Annotated in this window: 17 protein-coding genes; 13 read left to right on the top strand and 4 right to left on the bottom strand. The window is 58.7% G+C overall.

What is annotated here, in order from left to right; translation table 11 throughout:
- Window positions 1-31 precede the first annotated feature (31 nt).
- From CWM58_RS10615 to trpS, 12 genes are all read left to right on the top strand, one after another.
- Window positions 32-832 carry a hypothetical protein gene (locus CWM58_RS10615; protein WP_061153108.1) on the top strand — a complete coding sequence of 267 codons (801 nt, stop codon included), beginning with the start codon at window positions 32-34 and terminating at the stop codon, window positions 830-832.
- Complete coding sequence (locus CWM58_RS10610; RefSeq protein WP_100680889.1) at window positions 816-1,349, top strand: PilN domain-containing protein; 534 nt, start codon at window positions 816-818, stop codon at window positions 1,347-1,349. The genes CWM58_RS10615 and CWM58_RS10610 overlap by 17 nt, the downstream gene beginning before the upstream one ends.
- A complete protein-coding gene (locus CWM58_RS10605; protein ID WP_100680888.1) occupies window positions 1,339-1,767 on the top strand; it encodes a pilus assembly protein PilO in 429 nt (142 codons plus the stop codon). Before CWM58_RS10610 ends, CWM58_RS10605 begins: the two co-directional genes overlap by 11 nt.
- Window positions 1,757-2,137: a HofP DNA utilization family protein gene (locus CWM58_RS10600; RefSeq protein ID WP_100680887.1), complete on the top strand. Its 381-nt coding sequence runs from the start codon at window positions 1,757-1,759 to the stop codon at window positions 2,135-2,137. The genes CWM58_RS10605 and CWM58_RS10600 overlap by 11 nt, the downstream gene beginning before the upstream one ends.
- Window positions 2,073-3,314 carry a DNA uptake porin HofQ gene (gene hofQ, locus CWM58_RS10595; RefSeq protein ID WP_100680886.1) on the top strand — a complete coding sequence of 414 codons (1,242 nt, stop codon included), beginning with the start codon at window positions 2,073-2,075 and terminating at the stop codon, window positions 3,312-3,314. Before CWM58_RS10600 ends, hofQ begins: the two co-directional genes overlap by 65 nt.
- Before the next feature lie 270 nt (window positions 3,315-3,584).
- Window positions 3,585-4,106, top strand: coding sequence for a shikimate kinase AroK (gene aroK, locus CWM58_RS10585; RefSeq protein WP_004106441.1), 522 nt, complete (start codon window positions 3,585-3,587; stop codon window positions 4,104-4,106).
- A 55-nt stretch (window positions 4,107-4,161) separates the two neighbouring features.
- Entirely contained in the window at window positions 4,162-5,256 is a 1,095-nt protein-coding gene (gene aroB, locus CWM58_RS10580) for a 3-dehydroquinate synthase (protein WP_061153111.1), read from the top strand.
- An 84-nt stretch (window positions 5,257-5,340) separates the two neighbouring features.
- Window positions 5,341-6,642, top strand: coding sequence for a cell division protein DamX (damX, locus tag CWM58_RS10575; RefSeq protein ID WP_100680885.1), 1,302 nt, complete (start codon window positions 5,341-5,343; stop codon window positions 6,640-6,642).
- A 78-nt stretch (window positions 6,643-6,720) separates the two neighbouring features.
- Window positions 6,721-7,548, top strand: a complete 828-nt coding sequence (gene dam / locus CWM58_RS10570) for an adenine-specific DNA-methyltransferase (protein WP_074387066.1) — start codon at window positions 6,721-6,723, stop codon at window positions 7,546-7,548.
- 17 nt (window positions 7,549-7,565) lie between these two features.
- On the top strand, window positions 7,566-8,243 hold the full coding sequence (rpe, locus tag CWM58_RS10565) for a ribulose-phosphate 3-epimerase (protein ID WP_004202179.1): 678 nt from the start codon (window positions 7,566-7,568) through the stop codon (window positions 8,241-8,243).
- Window positions 8,236-8,997, top strand: a complete 762-nt coding sequence (gene gph / locus CWM58_RS10560; RefSeq protein WP_012540418.1) for a phosphoglycolate phosphatase — start codon at window positions 8,236-8,238, stop codon at window positions 8,995-8,997. Before rpe ends, gph begins: the two co-directional genes overlap by 8 nt.
- Window positions 8,990-9,994, top strand: coding sequence for a tryptophan--tRNA ligase (gene trpS, locus CWM58_RS10555; RefSeq protein WP_008807022.1), 1,005 nt, complete (start codon window positions 8,990-8,992; stop codon window positions 9,992-9,994). Before gph ends, trpS begins: the two co-directional genes overlap by 8 nt.
- 74 nt (window positions 9,995-10,068) lie before the next feature.
- Here trpS and cysG read toward each other — a convergent pair whose 3' ends face one another.
- The 3 genes from cysG to nirB form a co-directional block, all read right to left on the bottom strand.
- A complete protein-coding gene (cysG, locus tag CWM58_RS10550) occupies window positions 10,069-11,442 on the bottom strand; it encodes a siroheme synthase CysG (RefSeq protein ID WP_012967144.1) in 1,374 nt (457 codons plus the stop codon).
- A gap of 152 nt (window positions 11,443-11,594) precedes the next feature.
- Window positions 11,595-11,921 (bottom strand): nitrite reductase small subunit NirD, encoded by a 327-nt coding sequence (gene nirD / locus CWM58_RS10545; protein ID WP_012540420.1) that lies wholly within the window; start codon window positions 11,919-11,921, stop codon window positions 11,595-11,597.
- Complete coding sequence (gene nirB, locus CWM58_RS10540; RefSeq protein WP_100680884.1) at window positions 11,918-14,461, bottom strand: nitrite reductase large subunit NirB; 2,544 nt, start codon at window positions 14,459-14,461, stop codon at window positions 11,918-11,920. The genes nirD and nirB overlap by 4 nt, the downstream gene beginning before the upstream one ends.
- Window positions 14,462-14,699: 238 nt before the next feature.
- On the opposite strand from nirB, the gene CWM58_RS10535 reads away from it, so the two are divergent.
- A complete protein-coding gene (locus tag CWM58_RS10535; protein WP_061153117.1) occupies window positions 14,700-16,022 on the top strand; it encodes a cytosine deaminase in 1,323 nt (440 codons plus the stop codon).
- Here CWM58_RS10535 and tsgA read toward each other — a convergent pair.
- Window positions 16,019-17,206, bottom strand: a complete 1,188-nt coding sequence (gene tsgA / locus CWM58_RS10530; RefSeq protein ID WP_061153118.1) for an MFS transporter TsgA — start codon at window positions 17,204-17,206, stop codon at window positions 16,019-16,021. The genes CWM58_RS10535 and tsgA overlap by 4 nt on opposite strands.
- Between the last annotated feature and the right edge of the window lie 71 nt (window positions 17,207-17,277).

Raw genomic sequence — 17,277 nt, 5'->3', positions numbered from 1 at the left:
GACAGTTTTGCCGGATAAGGAGATCGTAAGCATGGCTTTCAGAAACTGGCGGATCGGGATGCATATCCAACAGGATAGCATTGCTATTGTCGCACTACTGCATGAACGCTCACACTGGGCGCTGCGCCGCTGGTGGCGTATCCCGCTGCCGTCAGGCCTGGTACGGCAGGGGATGGTGGTGGACGTCAGCGCCCTTGGCGCACGGCTTGCCGCCTGGCGGCGGGAGCTACCGGTGCAGCATCAGGTCAGTATCGCTTTCCCCGCCGTTCGCACGCTGCAAAAGCGCCTGCCGTATCCCCAGTTTGCCCTGCGGGATCGTGAACAGGCGACGTGGATAGCCAGCGCGATGACCCAGCAGCTGGCGATGCCCGCCGCCTCCTTAAGCATTGATTATGCCCCCACCTCGCGAGATGACGGCTGGCAGGTCACGGCGGCGCAGCGACTGGACATCAATGTCCTGCGGGAGCTGGCAGGACGGCTGCGACTGCGAGTAGCGGCCATCGTGCCGGATGCCAGCGCGCTCGGCGCGTTTGTCCCCTGGCTGAACGCGCAGTCGCAGGGCCTCGCGTGGCGGGATGAAAATCACTGGCTATGGGCAACGCAGGAGGCCTGGGGTTGTGTCACCTGCGATGAGGTGAAGTCGTTAAGCCAGCTGGCGGAGCAGCTTCAGGTTCCTTTGCGTCTGTGCGCTGACGCTGGCGACGAAGCCAACAGCTTAGATGTCTGGCAGGTCATTCACCGCCGGCAGCCTCCTCTGCCGGCCGATGGCGATCGCTACGCTATCGCCCTTGGGCTGGCGCTGGGGAGTGAACACCATGACGCATGCCGTTAATCTTCTCCCCTGGCGTGACCTGCGGCGGCGCCAGCGCCTGCGCTTCCTCCTGCTGATTGCTACCGGCATTATGCTGCTGGGGTTGATGATCCTGCAGGTATGGCGCACGGTCCGTCTGCAGCATCTCAACCTGACAACACTCCACGCGACGGCCGACACGCAGCTGCTCGCCTCGCTTAAACAGCGCGAGCTTCCAATGCGCGAGGCGTGGCAGCAGCACCAGCGTCATCGTCAGCAGCAACGGCGTAGAGCGGCGATCGCCGCCTGGCAACCCAGGCTGCTGGCGCTGGCGGCAGATCTGCCCGCGCAGGCGTGGCTGACGCGGCTGGATTACCAGGGCGCAGTTCTGACCGTGAACGGCCTGGCCCTGAATCTGCGGGCGCTGGCCGGACTGGAGCGCGTTCTGACTAACGTGGAGGGATTCGCGCCGGCAAAAGCGGGCGGAACGCAGCGCGACGCCGAGGGGCGCTGGCAGTTCAGCTTTACCCTCACAGGAGAGCGCACCGATGCGGATTAGCACCCGGCGCAGCAAGACGGTGCTGCTGATCCTGCTCATGATGGGGCTGCTGGGTTTCGGCGTTACGCTCTGGCGCGCTGCCGGACCGCCGCTGGCGGCAGTGTCCCGCGACACCGTCCTGCAGATGCAATGGCGTCGGGTGATGGCATTGCGCATACCCGCCGGTGAAATCCCAGTGGAGGGCATCGATAAACAGCCGTTTTCGCCGATAGCCATTCCGCTTGCCGGGGTGAAGCTTATCGCCTGGCGACCCCAGGGGAACGGGGGCGAGATGGAGCTGACCCTACCCTGGCAGACGCTGCCCGCGCTTTTTTCCTGGTTGGCGCGCTGTGGAATGACCCCGCGATCGTTCTCACTGGAGCGCGAGGCGCAGGCACTCCGTCTGCGTTTGCAACTGGAGGCGGAAGATGGGGCGTAAATGCTGGGCATTACTGTGGTTGCCGCTGTCGCTGCTGGCAGCAGAGCGTGACCCTTTCCAGCCGGTTGAGGATCCCTGCCGCACGGCGCAGCTATCGCAATGGCGCTATGGCGGCGCGGCCGGGGATGACGCTGGCTGGATGGGGTTTCTGCAGGACGGGAGCGGCAAGTGGCGGCGGGTGCGCATGGATGATCAATTGCCCACGGGCTGGCGGGTGAGCCGGCTGACGGCCGGTGAGCTGGTGATCGCTACGCCTCCTGGGTGTGAACCGCCAGCGTGGCGCTGGCAACGTGAAGGGAAACAATATGATGCGATGGATAAGCCTGCTGCTTCTGCTGCTGCCGCTGGCGGCGGGCGCCGCCCGAAATGAAAAGACAATTTCGCTGGTGGTCGATGACGCGCCGGTGGCTCATGTGCTGCAAGCGCTAGCCGAAATGAACCACAAGAACCTTGTTGTGGCGCCGGACGTTAGCGGTACGCTCTCCCTGCGTCTGCAAAAGGTTCCCTGGACCCAGGCGTTGCGGGCGGTGGCGGATAGCGCAGGCCTCTCTTTGCAACAGCAGGGGACGGTCATCTACGCGCATACTCAGGCCTGGCAAAAGGCAAATCAGGTGCAGCGTGAAGCCGAACAGGAGAAACGCCTGCAGAACCTGCCCCTGCAGGCCGAGAACGTGACCCTGCACTATGCCGATGCCGAGGAGCTGGCTAAAACGGGCGGTAAGTTGCTCAGCGCCAGGGGGCACCTGATGGCGGACAAGCGGACCAACCGGCTGCTGATCCGCGATGATGCCCGGCACCTGCCGGCGTTGAAAGCCTGGGCGCAGGAGATGGATTTGCCCGTCGGGCAGGTTGAGCTGGCTGCCCATATCGTGTCGATGAGCGAAACCAGCCTTCGCGAGCTGGGGGTGAAGTGGCGGCTTGCTGAGGTCGGCGGCACGCCGGGCTCCGGTAAAATGACCACCCTGAGCAGCGATTTAGCGGTGAACGATGCCAGCACCCGCGCGGGTTTTAACATCGGCAAGATCAACGGTCGCTTGCTTGAACTCGAGCTTTCCGCGCTGGAGCGCAAGCAGCAGGTCGATATTATCGCCAGCCCTCGTTTGCTGGCCTCGCATATGCAGCCCGCCAGCATCAAGCAGGGGAGCGAGATCCCCTATCAGGTTTCCAGCGGTGAAAGCGGCGCCACGTCGGTGGAGTTTAAAGAAGCCGTGCTGGGGATGGAGGTGACGCCGACGGTGCTGCAGCAGGGGAGAGTGCGGCTGAAGCTGCGGATCAGCGAAAATACGCCGGGCCAGGTGCTGAAGCAGGATAATGGCGAGGCGCTGGCCATCGATAAACAGGAGATAGAGACTCTGGTGGAAGTTCGCAGCGGCGAGACCTTAGCGTTGGGCGGCATCTTTTCGCAGAAAAACAAAACCGCCCGCGACAGCGTCCCGCTGCTTGGCGATATCCCGGTGCTGGGGCGTCTGTTTCGGCGCGACGGGAAAGATAATGAACGCCGTGAACTGGTTGTCTTTATTACGCCACGGATTCTGGCAGTACGTTAAGCAGGTTTTTCATGCTAAACACGTTTCAGGTGTTTGACGTGAGGACGGATTTAGCATACAAGGGGTACCGATTTGAGAGTCGGGTACGACATCAATCCTCCCTTTATTGTCCGGCGATTTTATTCAGTTGCCAAACCAGCCGGAGTATTGAGATAATTTTTAGTCTGACTCTCGCTCTATTGCATATGAGGTTTCAGTTCATGCCCTGCGGCGCTGGGTGTCTGCGAAGCGGGTTTATCATTAACGAATAGTCTTAGTAGTACCGAAAAAATGGCAGAGAAACGCAATATCTTTCTGGTTGGGCCTATGGGTGCCGGCAAAAGCACTATTGGGCGCCAGTTAGCCCAACAGCTCAACATGGAATTTTACGATTCCGATCAAGAAATTGAGAAACGCACTGGCGCTGATGTGGGCTGGGTCTTCGATGTTGAAGGCGAAGACGGCTTCCGCGACCGTGAAGAAAAAATTATCAATGAGTTGACGGAAAAACAGGGGATTGTGCTGGCGACTGGCGGCGGCTCTGTAAAATCCCGTGAAACGCGTAACCGTCTCTCCGCCCGCGGCGTGGTGGTCTACCTGGAAACGACAATCGAGAAGCAGTTGGCCCGTACGCAGCGCGATAAAAAGCGTCCTTTGCTACAAGTCGATGCGCCGCCTCGTGAAGTGCTGGAAGCGCTGGCTGACGAGCGTAACCCGCTGTATGAAGAGATCGCCGATGTGACTATCCGTACAGACGATCAGAGTGCGAAAGTCGTCGCGAACCAGATTATTCATATGCTGGAAAGCAATTGATTCTGGCTTAATAAAAGTGCGTCAGAGTAAAAGTCACTGAGGTGGACGTCGCGTTATGGAGAGGCTTACTGTTACCCTCGGGGAACGTAGTTACCCGATTACCATCGCGGCTGGTTTGTTTAACGATCCAGCTTCCTTCCTGCCACTCAAGTCGGGCGACCAGGCTATGCTGGTCACCAACGAAACGCTGGCGCCGCTTTATCTGGATACCGTCCGCTCTGTGCTGGAGCAGGCAGGGGTCAACGTTGACAGCGTGATCCTGCCCGATGGCGAGCAGTATAAAAGCCTGGCGGTGATGGATACCGTTTTTACCGCTCTGTTGCAAAAACCGCATGGTCGCGACACCACACTGGTGGCGCTTGGCGGCGGCGTAATTGGTGATTTAACCGGTTTCGCCGCGGCAAGCTATCAGCGCGGCGTGCGTTTTATCCAGGTCCCCACCACTCTGTTGTCGCAGGTCGATTCGTCGGTCGGCGGCAAAACCGCAGTGAACCATCCTCTCGGCAAAAACATGATTGGCGCCTTCTGGCAGCCGGTTTCCGTGGTGGTTGATCTTAACTGTCTGAAGACCCTGCCGACGCGCGAGCTCGCTTCCGGACTGGCTGAAGTTATCAAGTACGGGGTGATCCTCGACGGCGAATTCTTCAGCTGGCTGGAAAACAACATTGATGCGCTGCTGGCGCTGGATGAAAAAGCGATGGCGTACTGTATTCGCCGTTGCTGTGAGCTGAAAGCGGAAGTTGTCGCTGCCGACGAGCGTGAAACTGGGTTACGTGCTTTACTCAATCTTGGACATACCTTCGGCCATGCTATCGAGGCGGAAATGGGCTACGGTAACTGGCTGCACGGCGAAGCGGTGGCGGCAGGAATGGTGATGGCGGCGCATACGTCCGAACGGCTGGGGCAGTTCCGCACGCAGGATACTCAGCGCATTATCGCTCTGCTCAAGCGTGCAGGCTTACCGGTACGCGGCCCGCAGGAGATGAGTGCGCAGGCGTATTTGCCCCATATGATGCGCGATAAAAAAGTACTGGCGGGCGACATGCGGCTGGTGCTTCCGCTCGCAATAGGAAGCAGCGAGCTGCGCGGCGGAGTGCCGCACGATGTGGTTCTTGGCGCGATTGCTGATACTCAGCAGGCGCAACAATAAGAAGGTCTGGCCGCGTTCGCGCGGCGTTATCATTTCGGGTGATGTGCAATAATCGTGAGCATAAGCCTTTTAGTGGGGTGTTAAATGGATGATTTCAAACCAGAAGACGATATGAAAGCCGATCGCAACGATCGTCGTGCTGGTCGTTCCCGTCAGTCTTCCGAGCGTGATGCCGATCCGCAGATCAATTTTGACGACGTCGATCTTGATGCCGATGAAGGCCGTCCGACGCGCGCCGGTAAGGCCCGTCGCGAGCGTGAAGAGGAAGAGTTCGAAGAAGAACTGGATGCGGAAGACGAGGAACTGCTCGAAGAGCAGCCTGTAGAGCGTCGTCCGCGCAAGCGTAAAAAAGCGCCAGCCAAACCTGCTTCCCGTCAGTACATCATGATGGGCGTGGGGATTCTGGTGCTGCTGCTGTTAATCGTGGGTATCGGTTCTGCGCTGAAATCGCCATCATCGTCCAGCCAGCAGACCGCTTCCGGCGAGAAGAGCATTAATCTGTCTGACGACCAGTCCACCAGCACGCCTACGCCTGCTGCCGGCCAGGAACAGACCTCCGCCAATACCGCCCCACAGCAGGACGTAACGGTTCCGCCTATTGCCGCGAACCCGACGCAGGGCCAGGCCGCGGCAGAACCGCAGGGCCAGCAGCGTGTTGAAGTTCAGGGCGATCTGAACAATGCGCTGACCCAGCAGCAGGGCCAGCTGGACGGCGCTGTGGCTAACTCGACGCTGCCAACTGAACCGGCAACCGTCGCGCAGATCCGTAATGGTGCCAATGGCACTGCGGCTCCGCGCCAGGCGACCGAGCGTCAGACGGCTGCAACGCCGCGTCCGGCTGAGCGTAAGCACACCGTTATCGAAGCGAAGCCACAGACGAAGCCTCAGGCCGTGGCAAAAGCGCCGGTAGAAACGAAGCCGGTTCAGCCGAAGCATGTTGAAAGCGCGGCGACTACCGCCCCGGCGAAAACCACCGTAACCGAAAGCAAACCGGTGGCAACAGCGCAGAGCAAACCGGCAGCAACAGCAACCACCACCACTGCCGCGCCAGCCGCAACGGCAGCCACGGCAGCGCCAGCCGCGAAGAGCGGTAAAACGGCAGGTGACGTGAGTTCAATGAAATCTGCGCCGTCGGGTAACTATACCCTGCAGCTCAGCAGCTCCTCTAACTACGACAACCTGAACAACTGGGCGAAGAAAGAGAAGCTGGATCGATATGTTGTCTATGAAACGTCGCGTAACGGCCAACCGTGGTACGTGCTGGTGAGCGGTATCTATGCTTCGAAAGAAGAAGCGAAACGCGCTGTCACCTCGCTGCCGGCGGACGTGCAGGCGAAAAATCCATGGGCAAAACCACTGCATCAGGTTCAGGCTGACCTGAAATAATGCCGTGGGGTAGTCTTAAGCGCAGGATGCTGTCGGAGCTTTCTCCACAGCCGGAGAATGTGTAATTAGTTAGGCAGCATGAAAAAGAATCGCGCTTTTCTGAAGTGGGCAGGGGGGAAGTACCCCCTGCTTGACGATATTAAAAAGCATTTGCCGGAAGGCGAGTGCTTAATCGAGCCCTTTGTGGGCGCCGGGTCGGTATTTCTCAATACCGACTTTTCTCGTTATATCCTCGCGGATATCAACAGTGACTTAATTGGCCTGTACAACATCGTTAAATTGCGTACCGACGAATACGTCGCCGCTGCGCGTGAGATGTTTGTCCCGGAAAACAACATCGCTGAGCGCTACTACCAGTATCGTGATGAATTCAACCAAAGCCAGGATCCGCTGCGTCGCGCGGTGCTGTTCCTGTATCTGAATCGCCACGGCTACAACGGCCTGTGTCGCTACAATCTGCGCGGCGAGTTTAATGTGCCGTTTGGCCGCTATAAAAAGCCCTATTTCCCCGAGGCAGAGCTCTATCATTTCGCCGAGAAAGCGCAAAACGCCGAGTTTTACTGCGAATCTTATGAAGAGTGCATGCAACGTGCCGATAGCCGCGCGGTGGTTTATTGCGATCCACCCTATGCGCCGCTGACGGCGACGGCGAACTTTACCGCCTACCACACCAACAGCTTCAATCTGGAACAACAGGTACTGCTGGCGCAAAAGGCGGAATCGCTGATGAAAAAGCGGATCCCGGTGTTGATTTCCAACCACCGTACACCGTTGACGCAGGAATGGTATAAAAACGCGGCAGAAACACATATTGTGAAGGTTCGGCGCAGCATCAGCAGCAACGGTGGTACGCGTAAAAAGGTGGATGAGCTATTAGCGCTCTACCGTCCGCCTAAGACCAAATAAATTTCAAGGAGATGCGGATGAAGCAGTATTTGATTGCCCCTTCGATTCTGTCAGCTGATTTTGCCCGTCTGGGTGAGGATACCGCGAAGGCGCTGGCGGCAGGTGCGGATGTCGTGCACTTCGACGTCATGGACAACCACTACGTGCCGAATCTGACGATTGGCCCGATGGTGCTGAAATCGCTGCGTAACTACGGTATTACCGCGCCGATCGACGTCCACCTGATGGTGAAGCCGGTCGACCGCATCATTCCTGATTTTGCCGAAGCCGGCGCCAGCATCATCACCTTCCATCCTGAAGCCTCCGAACACGTCGATCGTAGCCTGCAGCTGATTAAAGAGCACGGCTGTAAAGCGGGCCTGGTGTTTAACCCGGCGACGCCGCTGAGTTATCTCGATTATGTGATGGATAAGCTGGACGTGATCCTGCTGATGTCGGTTAACCCCGGTTTTGGCGGCCAGTCTTTTATTCCCCAGACGCTGGATAAACTGCGTGAAGTACGCCAGCGCATCGATGCTTCTGGCTACGATATTCGCCTGGAAGTGGATGGCGGCGTGAAAGCCAGCAACATTGGCGAAATCGCCGCGGCGGGTGCGGATATGTTTGTTGCCGGTTCGGCGATCTTCGGTCAGCCGGACTACAAGAAAGTGATTGATCAAATGCGTAGTGAATTAGCGAAGGTGAGTCATGGATAAATTACAGGCGATCCGCGGCATCGCGTTTGATCTCGACGGCACGCTGGTGGACAGCGCGCCGGGTCTAACCTCGGCGGTTGATAACGCCCTCTACGCCCTTGAGCTGCCGGTGGCGGGAGAAGAACGCGTTGTCACCTGGATCGGCAACGGCGCCGATGTCCTGATGGAGCGGGCGCTGACCTGGGCTCGTCAGGAGCGTGCGACATTACGGGCGGCGATGGGTAAGCCTTCCGTCGACGATCATGATATTCCGCAAGACGAACAGCTGCGCATTTTGCGTAAGCTGTTTGACCGCTATTACGCCGAAACGGCGGAAGAGGGTAGCTTCCTGTTCCCGGCGGTGGCCGATACGCTCGGCGCGCTGCATGCCAAAGGCCTGCCGCTGGCGCTGGTCACCAATAAGCCGACGCCGTTTGTCGCCCCGCTGCTGGACGCGCTCGATATCGCGAAATATTTTACCGTGGTGATTGGCGGCGATGACGTGCAGAACAAAAAGCCGCATCCGGAACCGCTGCTGCTGGTGGCGGAAAAGCTCTCTCTGGCTCCTGCCGAGCTGCTGTTCGTCGGCGATTCGCGCAATGATATTCAGGCGGCCAAAGCGGCAGGCTGCTGCTCTGTCGGCCTGACCTACGGTTATAACTATGGCGAACCGCTTGCGCTGAGCGAGCCGGACTATCTCTTCGACCAGTTTAATGAACTCTTACCCGCTCTCGGGTTACCGCACAGTGAAACTCAGGAATTGAAACATGACTAAGCCCATCGTTTTTAGTGGCGCACAGCCCTCAGGTGAACTGACCATTGGCAACTACATGGGTGCGCTGCGTCAGTGGGTAAACATGCAGGACGATTACCACTGCATCTATTGCATCGTGGACCAGCACGCCATTACCGTGCGCCAGGATCCGCAGCAGCTGCGCAAGGCGACGCTGGATACCCTGGCGCTGTATCTGGCCTGCGGTATCGATCCGCAGAAAAGCACCATCTTCGTTCAGTCGCACGTGCCGGAACACGCCCAGTTAGGCTGGGCGCTGAACTGCTACACCTATTTCGGCGAACTGAGCCGCATGACCCAGTTTAAAGACAAGTCCGCGCGCTACGCGGAGAACATCAATGCCGGTCTGTTTGATTACCCGGTACTGATGGCCGCTGACATTCTGCTGTATCAGACCAACCAGGTTCCGGTAGGGGAAGATCAGAAACAGCACCTGGAACTGAGCCGCGATATCGCCCAGCGTTTTAACGCCATCTATGGCGATGTCTTTAAAGTGCCTGAGCCGTTTATTCCGAAGTCCGGCGCACGCGTGATGTCGCTGCTGGAGCCGACCAGGAAGATGTCCAAGTCCGACGACAACCGCAACAACGTCATCGGCCTGCTGGAAGATCCGAAATCGGTGGTCAAGAAGATCAAACGCGCGGTGACCGACTCCGACGAGCCGCCGGTGGTACGCTACGACCTGAAAGAAAAAGCGGGTGTCTCCAACCTGCTGGATATCCTCTCCGCGGTCACCGGGAAAACCATTCCTGAGCTGGAGCAGCATTTTGAAGGCAAAATGTATGGCCACCTGAAAGGCGAAGTCGCTGAAGCGGTGTCGGGCATGCTGACTGAGCTGCAGGAGCGCTATCACCGTTTCCGTAACGACGAAGCGTTTCTCAATCAGGTAATGAAAGACGGCGCAGAGAAAGCCAGCGCGCGCGCTTCTCAGACCCTGAAAGCGGTATACGAAGCGATTGGTTTTGTCGCCAGGCCGTAAGCGACGCAACAGCTAAAAAGGCGGGATATTATCCCGCCTTTTTTATGTCTGTCGTCCACGTGGGGAGGCGAAGGTTAGTGGTTCGAGAACCAGTTCAGTTTATCCCGCAGGCCAACCACGCGACCGACGATGATCAGTGCCGGGCTGGCCATCTGCTGCGCCAGGATATCCAGTTGCCCTAAGGTGCCGCTGACCACTTTTTGCGACACGGCGGTGCCGTTCTCGACGATGGCGGCGGGCATATCTTCCGCCATGCCGTGAGCAATGAGCTTCTCACGGATCGCCGGCGCCTGGTTCAGACCCATGTAGAACACCAGGGTTTGCTTCTCCACCGCCAGGTTCGCCCAGTCCAGCTCGCCGCCGGTTTTCAGGTGGCCGGTGACCAGGCGGACGCCCTGGGCGAAATCGCGGTGTGTTAACGGGATCCCCGAGTAGGCGGAGCAGCCGGAGGCGGCGGTGATGCCTGGAACAACGGAGAAGGGGATGCCCGCCTCACAAAGGGTTTCCAGCTCTTCCCCTCCGCGGCCAAAGATAAAGGGATCGCCGCCTTTCAGCCGGACCACGCGTTTTCCTTTTTGCGCTTCACGCAGCAGGATCTGGTTGATCTCCTCCTGCGGGACGCAGTGGTAGCCAGAACGTTTGCCGACGAACACCCGGTCGGCATCGCGACGCACCAGATTCATGATGTCGTCGGAAACCAGCCGGTCATAAACCACCACGTCGGCCTGCTGGATCTGCTGCAGGCCTTTGAGCGTAAGCAGCCCGGCGTCACCGGGACCGGCGCCAACCAGGACGACCTCGCCGCGATGCTCCAATGGCTCCGTCAGTAGCTGCTCGGTGGTATCCGCCACTGCCTGCCGATCGTCATTGGCCAGCGACTGCGCCAGCCGGTCGTTCACAAACAGCTTCTCCCAGAAGCGGCGACGTTCGCCCACGCTGGCAAACTGCTGCTTAACGCGCGCGCGCAGATGGCCGGCATAGCGGGCCAGCTGGCCGAGATGCAGGGGTAAGACTGACTCCAGCTTCTCGCGCAGCAGGCGCGCCAGTACCGGCGATGTCCCGCCCGAAGAGACGGCGACCATCAGCGGCGAGCGGTCAATGATGGATGGCATAATAAAGCTGGCCTGACGCGGGGCATCCACCACGTTACAGAAGATACGCCGCGCTTCGGCCGCATCGCTGACCTGCTGGTTCACCGTCTCATTATCGGTAGCGGCAATGGCCAGCCAGCAGGTGTCCAGCAGCGAGGGGATAAACTCCCCCTGCACCAGGGTTAGCATCTGTGAATCGGCCCACACCTGAAACTGCGGGGTGAAGTCGAGCGCATTGACCGTGACGTTTGCGCCAGCATCCAGTAGCAGACGGGCCTTGCGTTCGGCGACATCCCCGCCGCCAACCAGTAAACAATCCCGCTGGCGCAACTGGCAGAATATGGGTAAGTGATCCACAGAATAACCTCATGAAAATAAGGGGTAGAAAATGCGTGGTCGTAGAATAGCAGCAAAGGTAATACAAAACATGCGACTTATCCCGCACTCATGCGTTGTCGGTCAGAAGTGTTGCTTATGTCTCCCCCCGTAGCCGGGGGGAGGAAGAGGACTTACGCTTTAAGCTGCACCTGGCCGTCTTTCACCCGGGCGTCGAAGCGGGCGATGGAGTGGCTGGCATCTTCCATGCACAGGCCGTCGCTCAGGCGGAAGCGCTGCTTTTTCAGCGGGCTGGCAACCCATAGCGCGCCGTCATGTTCGGCGATAATCCCGCGAGACAGCACGCTGGCGTTGAAGAACGGGTCAATGTTGCTGATGGCGAATACCCTGTCGTCCTGGTAGGGACGGAAGACTGCCACCTGCTGCTGGCCGAGCAGCGCGCAGACGCCGGTGGCCGGCAGGATGTCGTCAATTTTGCAGATGTTTACCCACTGGCTCATACGTTTTCCTCCACCAGCGTGACCGGGATGCGCTCATAGGGCGTGGCCGGGCGGTGCTGGTCACGTTCCGGCACCACCTGTACGTTCGGGTCGCGCTGGTCGCTGTTGATAAAGTGTTTGAAGCGGGTCTGCGCCGCCGGGTTGTTGACGGTTTCGGTCCACTCGCAGGCGAAGGCGGCGCGCAGGCGAGCCAGCTCCTCTTCCAGATGGTCGTTCAGGCCCAGCTTGTCATCGATGATGACGCTGCGCAGATAGTCGATGCCGCCTTCCATGTTGTCCAGCCACGGCGCGGTGCGGGTCAGCTTATCGGCGGTGCGGATGTAGAACATCATAAAGCGGTCGAGATACTTAATCAGCGTCTCGCGATCAAGGTCCGCGGCCAGCAGATCGGCGTGGCGCGGCTTCATCCCGCCATTACCGCACACGTACAGGTTCCAGCCTTTCTCGGTGGCGATGATCCCCACGTCTTTGCCCTGGGCCTCCGCACATTCGCGGGTGCAGCCGGAGACGCCGAACTTCATTTTGTGCGGGGTGCGGATGCCTTTGTAGCGGTTTTCCAGTTCCACGCCGAAGCCGACGCTGTCGCCGACCCCGTAGCGGCACCAGGTGCTACCGACGCAGGTTTTCGCCATCCGCAGCGCTTTGGCGTAGGCGTGGCCGGTTTCGAAGCCCGCTTCAATCAGCTGACGCCAGATCTCCGGCAGGTCGTCTTTCTGCGCGCCAAACAGGCCGATGCGCTGGGAGCCGGTGATTTTGGTGTACAGATTGAATTCACGCGCGATACGGCCCACGGCGACCAGCCCTTCCGGCGTGATTTCGCCGCCAGCGGAGCGCGGGATCACCGAGTAGGTGCCATCTTTCTGAATGTTGGCAAGGAAGTTGTCGTTGGTGTCCTGCAGCGGCGTGTGCTGCGGTTTGAGGATGTACTCATTCCAGCAGGAGGCCAGCAGAGAGCCGACGGTCGGCTTACAGATCTCGCAGCCGTAGCCCTGGCCGTGTTTGGCCAGCAGTTCGTCGAAGGTTTTAATGCCTTCCACGCGGATCAGGTGGAACAGCTCCTGGCGGGAGTAAGCGAAGTGTTCGCACAGGTTGTTGTTGACCTCGATGCCCTGTTTCGCCAGTTCGGCATTGAGCACCTGCGTCACCAGAGGGATACAACCCCCGCAGCCGGTTCCGGCTTTGGTTTCCGCTTTCAGCGCCGCGACGGTGTGGCAGCCTTTGTTGATGGCGGCGATCAGGTCGCCTTTACTGACGTCAAAGCAGGAGCAGATCTGCGCGCTGTCCGGCAGTTTATCGACGCCGATCGACGGCTTGCCGCTGCCGGCGTGGGCCGGAAGGATCAGCGAATCCGGATTTTCCGGCAGCTCGATAGCGTTGAGCACCAGTTGCAGCAGATTGCCATAGTCGCTGGTGTCACCGACCAGCACCGCGCCGAGCAGCGTTTTATTGTCGGCGCTGACGATCAGGCGCTTATAAACTTCTTTGCTTTCGTCGAGATAGACGTAGCTGCGGGCGCCCGGCGTACGGCCGTGGGCATCGCCGATCCCACCCACGTCCACACCCAGCAGCTTCAGCTTGGCGCTGAGGTCGGCGCCGGTGAAGCTGTTTTCACTGCCGAGGAGATGGTCGACGGCCACCTGGGCCATTTTATAACCCGGGGCGACGAGGCCATACACGCGGTTGTTCCAGCTGGCGCATTCCCCGATGGCGTAGATGTCCGGGTCGGAGGTCTGGCAGCTATCGTTGACCATGATGCCGCCGCGCTGGGCGACCGCCAGCCCGCACTGGGTGGCCAGCTTATCGCGCGGGCGGATCCCGGTTGAGAAGACGATGAAATCGACCTGCAGCTCGCTACCGTCGGCGAAGTGCATGGTTTTACGCGCCTCGGTGCCCTGCTGGACGATCTCTTTGGTATTTTTACTGGTGTGAACTTTCACGCCCATGCTTTCAATTTTGCGCCGCAGTTGCTCGCCGCCCATCTGGTCGAGCTGCTCGGCCATCAGCATCGGCGCGAACTCGATCACGTGGGTTTCCACGCCGAGGTTTTTCAGGGCGCCTGCGGCTTCCAGGCCAAGGAGGCCGCCACCGACCACCGCGCCGCGTTTGCTGCGACGGGCGCAGGATTCAATCGCGTTAAGATCTTCAATGGTGCGATAGACGAAGCAATCCTGAGTTTCCGCGCCTTTAATCGGCGGGATCCAGGGGTATGAGCCGGTCGCCATAATCAGCTTGTCGTAGAACACGGTGCGCCCGGCGCTGGAGTGGATCACCTTCTCCTGGCGGTTGATGGTGATCGCCCGTTCGCCGACCAGCACCTTGACGCCGTGTTTCTCATAGAAACCTTCGCGCACCAGCGACAGCTCTTCTGCGGTATGGTGGGAGAAATAAGACGACAGGTGGACACGGTCGTAGGCGATACGCGGTTCTTCACAGAACACGGTAATGTCGAACTGTCCGGCAGGCGCCTTATCGAGAAGCTCTTCGATAAAGCGATGGCCAACCATGCCGTTACCGATGATAGCGATTCTGACTTTGCTCATTTTTGCCTCGATTTCTTTTCTATTACCGCCTACCTTAACGATTCAGCCATCAGGCTTATTGATGCAAATCAATGACAACTTCACCTACCACTTAATGGGTATATAATTGATTTGTCTGTATTTTTCTAAGTTATGGAAAACGCTGGCTTTTCCTTTTTGCTGATTTTGTGTACAAGAATTGGATGGGTCGCGATTGGGGTTGGGCAGAAAACTAGCCATATTGAATGGAGAAGGTGATATGACAGCAGCGCCGCTTTGGTTAATTCAGAACGTACGCCTGGCAGACCGCGACGGCCTGTGGCAAATAGCGATTGATAAGGGCCGCTTTGGCGAGATCACGCCGATGGGCGAGGCGAGCGACGAAAGCTACGAGGTGTTGAACGCTCGCGGCGGGCTGGCGATCCCGCCTTTTATTGAGCCGCATATCCACCTGGATACCACCCAGACGGCCGGTGAGCCGCACTGGAACCAGTCCGGTACCCTGTTCGAGGGGATTGAGCGCTGGGCGGAGCGAAAAGCGCTGCTCAGCCATGAGGACGTCAAAGCCCGGGCGTGGAAAACCCTGAAGTGGCAGATCGCCAATGGCGTGCAGTTTGTCCGCACTCATGTCGACGTCTCCGATCCCACGTTAACAGCGCTGAAGGCGATGCTGGAGGTCAAACGGGAGGTAGCGCCATGGGTCGAGTTGCAGATTGTCGCTTTTCCGCAGGAGGGGATCCTCTCTTACCCCAACGGCGAGGCGCTGCTGGAGGAGGCCCTCAAGCTGGGGGCGGACGTCGTTGGGGCCATCCCGCATTTTGAGTTCACCCGTGAATATGGTGTGGAGTCGCTGCATATCGCCTTCCGGCTGGCGCAGAAATATGACCGCCCGCTGGATATTCACTGCGATGAAATTGACGATGAACAGTCGCGCTTTGTTGAAACCGTTGCCGCGCTGGCGTTAAAGGCGGGAATAGGGGCGCGGGTGACGGCCAGCCATACCACCGCCATGCACTCCTATAATGGCGCTTATACCTCGCGCCTGTTCCGCCTGCTTAAGCTCTCTGGTATCAACTTTGTCGCCAATCCGCTGGTGAATATTCATCTGCAGGGCCGGTTTGATGACTACCCGAAGCGACGGGGGATTACCCGAGTGAAGGAGTTGATGGCGGCGGGGATCAACGTGTGCTTTGGTCATGATGACGTCTTTGACCCATGGTACCCGCTGGGGACCGGCAATATGCTGCAGGTCCTGCATATGGGGCTGCACGTCTGCCAGCTGATGGGCTACCAGCAGATCAACGATGGCCTGAAGCTTATCACCGACAACAGCGCCCGCACGTTTGGCCTGGAGGATTACGGCATTGTCAGCGGCAACCCGGCTAACCTGATCATTCTCCCGGCGGAGAATGGCTTTGAGGCCGTCCGCTGCCAGGTGCCTGTGCGCTGGTCAATTCGCCAGGGAAGGGTGATCGCGACCACCCAGCTGGCGCAAACCTGGATCCAGACCGACCGCGGTGGCGAGGAGCTCTCTTTTATGAGGAACAGCCCCCTTGCGGACGCAAAGGGGCCGAAGGCTTAGTGAGACGCCGCCTGAGCGTTGTTCTGGCGGTGACGGGAGACGAAGCCGAGGATAAAGCACATCACGAACACCACGGCATAGAGGCCGTTAGCGGTGTGCAGCGCTGCCAGTGGACCGCTGGCAGCCACAATCGGGCCGGTGACGACGAAAGTGAGCATGGTGCCGATGGTGCCGCAGGTGAGGATAAAGTTCACCAGCTTCGGCGAAGCGACCCGCGTCTGCTGCGAGCCGAGCGTAATGATCGAGGTGTAGATGGCGCTGGAGAAGAAGCCCAGGGTCAGAATAAACCACGGCATGTGCTCTGGCGAACCATTGATAAACAGGTACATCAGCACCGTCGCGAGCCCGGCGAGGACGGTTAAGATACGCTGCAGGTCGAAGAAGCGCAGGATAAAGCTGAATGACCACATGCCGATCATGTAGGACATCCAGAAATCGCTCACCAGTTTACCGGCGTCCCCGAGGCTCATGCCCAGGCTTTTCGCATATTCCGGTACCCAGGAGATAAAGCCCAACTGACCGAGGATGTAGCACAGCGCCGCAACGGAGAGGAACAGCACGCCGATGCCCCACTTCTCTTTCACTACCGGCTGGCTGTTTTCGCTCTGCGCTTTTTTGCCCAGCACCGGGAAATCACAGCCAAAAGTCAGGACGAAAATGGCGACATACACCAGACCGATACTGGCGTAAACCCAGTACCACTCGATGCTGCGCGCCAGCAGGACGGCGGCGACCATCGGGAAAATCATTCCCGCCATACTAAAGAAGGAGTCGGTAAACAGCAGACGCGCCCCGCGCTGACGGCCTTCATACATATGGGTGATCAGGAAGGTCCCGATCGACATGGTGATCCCGCTCACCAGGCCGAGAACAAACATCGATGCGGAGAACAGCGCCAGGCTGTGGCTGAGCATCAGGCCGGCCACCGCCAGCACCATCAAAATAAAGCCAAAGCGCAGCTGAGTTTTCAGCGGCACGATTTCCATCAGCCAGGCATTGAGGAAGATGGAGATCAGAATACCGGCGTTCAGAAAGGTAAAGGTGTTGCTCATACTGGAAACGGGCAGATGGAAATAATCCGCAATGTTACCCATCACCATCCCGGTGACGATCACCAACGCGCCGGTCAGGGCGTAGGAGAAGAAGCTGATCCATGTGAGCTTAATACGGTTGCTGTTAGTCATGACTGGCCTGTGAATAGAAAGGTAAAGCGCGTTGACGCTGCGCCGGGCGGACAGATTTTATTCGTTCAGGT

The organism is Klebsiella sp. H-Nf2 (assembly GCF_002806645.1).
Taxonomy (GTDB): domain Bacteria; phylum Pseudomonadota; class Gammaproteobacteria; order Enterobacterales; family Enterobacteriaceae; genus Klebsiella; species Klebsiella variicola.
The sequence above is the reverse complement of the archived record's forward strand: the minus strand, read 5'-3'. Positions and strand labels throughout refer to the sequence as shown.

Coding starts and splice junctions, on each gene's coding strand:
- hofQ (WP_100680886.1), top strand. CDS start 2,073: ATGATGCGATGGATAAGCCTGCTGCTTCTGCTGCTGCCGCTGGCGGCG.
- aroB (WP_061153111.1), top strand. CDS start 4,162: ATGGAGAGGCTTACTGTTACCCTCGGGGAACGTAGTTACCCGATTACC.
- dam (WP_074387066.1), top strand. CDS start 6,721: ATGAAAAAGAATCGCGCTTTTCTGAAGTGGGCAGGGGGGAAGTACCCC.
- CWM58_RS10600 (WP_100680887.1), top strand. CDS start 1,757: ATGGGGCGTAAATGCTGGGCATTACTGTGGTTGCCGCTGTCGCTGCTG.
- damX (WP_100680885.1), top strand. CDS start 5,341: ATGGATGATTTCAAACCAGAAGACGATATGAAAGCCGATCGCAACGAT.
- CWM58_RS10605 (WP_100680888.1), top strand. CDS start 1,339: ATGCGGATTAGCACCCGGCGCAGCAAGACGGTGCTGCTGATCCTGCTC.
- tsgA (WP_061153118.1), bottom strand. CDS start 17,206: ATGACTAACAGCAACCGTATTAAGCTCACATGGATCAGCTTCTTCTCC.
- aroK (WP_004106441.1), top strand. CDS start 3,585: ATGGCAGAGAAACGCAATATCTTTCTGGTTGGGCCTATGGGTGCCGGC.
- gph (WP_012540418.1), top strand. CDS start 8,236: ATGGATAAATTACAGGCGATCCGCGGCATCGCGTTTGATCTCGACGGC.
- CWM58_RS10535 (WP_061153117.1), top strand. CDS start 14,700: ATGACAGCAGCGCCGCTTTGGTTAATTCAGAACGTACGCCTGGCAGAC.
- CWM58_RS10615 (WP_061153108.1), top strand. CDS start 32: ATGGCTTTCAGAAACTGGCGGATCGGGATGCATATCCAACAGGATAGC.
- trpS (WP_008807022.1), top strand. CDS start 8,990: ATGACTAAGCCCATCGTTTTTAGTGGCGCACAGCCCTCAGGTGAACTG.
- CWM58_RS10610 (WP_100680889.1), top strand. CDS start 816: ATGACGCATGCCGTTAATCTTCTCCCCTGGCGTGACCTGCGGCGGCGC.
- nirB (WP_100680884.1), bottom strand. CDS start 14,461: ATGAGCAAAGTCAGAATCGCTATCATCGGTAACGGCATGGTTGGCCAT.
- rpe (WP_004202179.1), top strand. CDS start 7,566: ATGAAGCAGTATTTGATTGCCCCTTCGATTCTGTCAGCTGATTTTGCC.
- nirD (WP_012540420.1), bottom strand. CDS start 11,921: ATGAGCCAGTGGGTAAACATCTGCAAAATTGACGACATCCTGCCGGCC.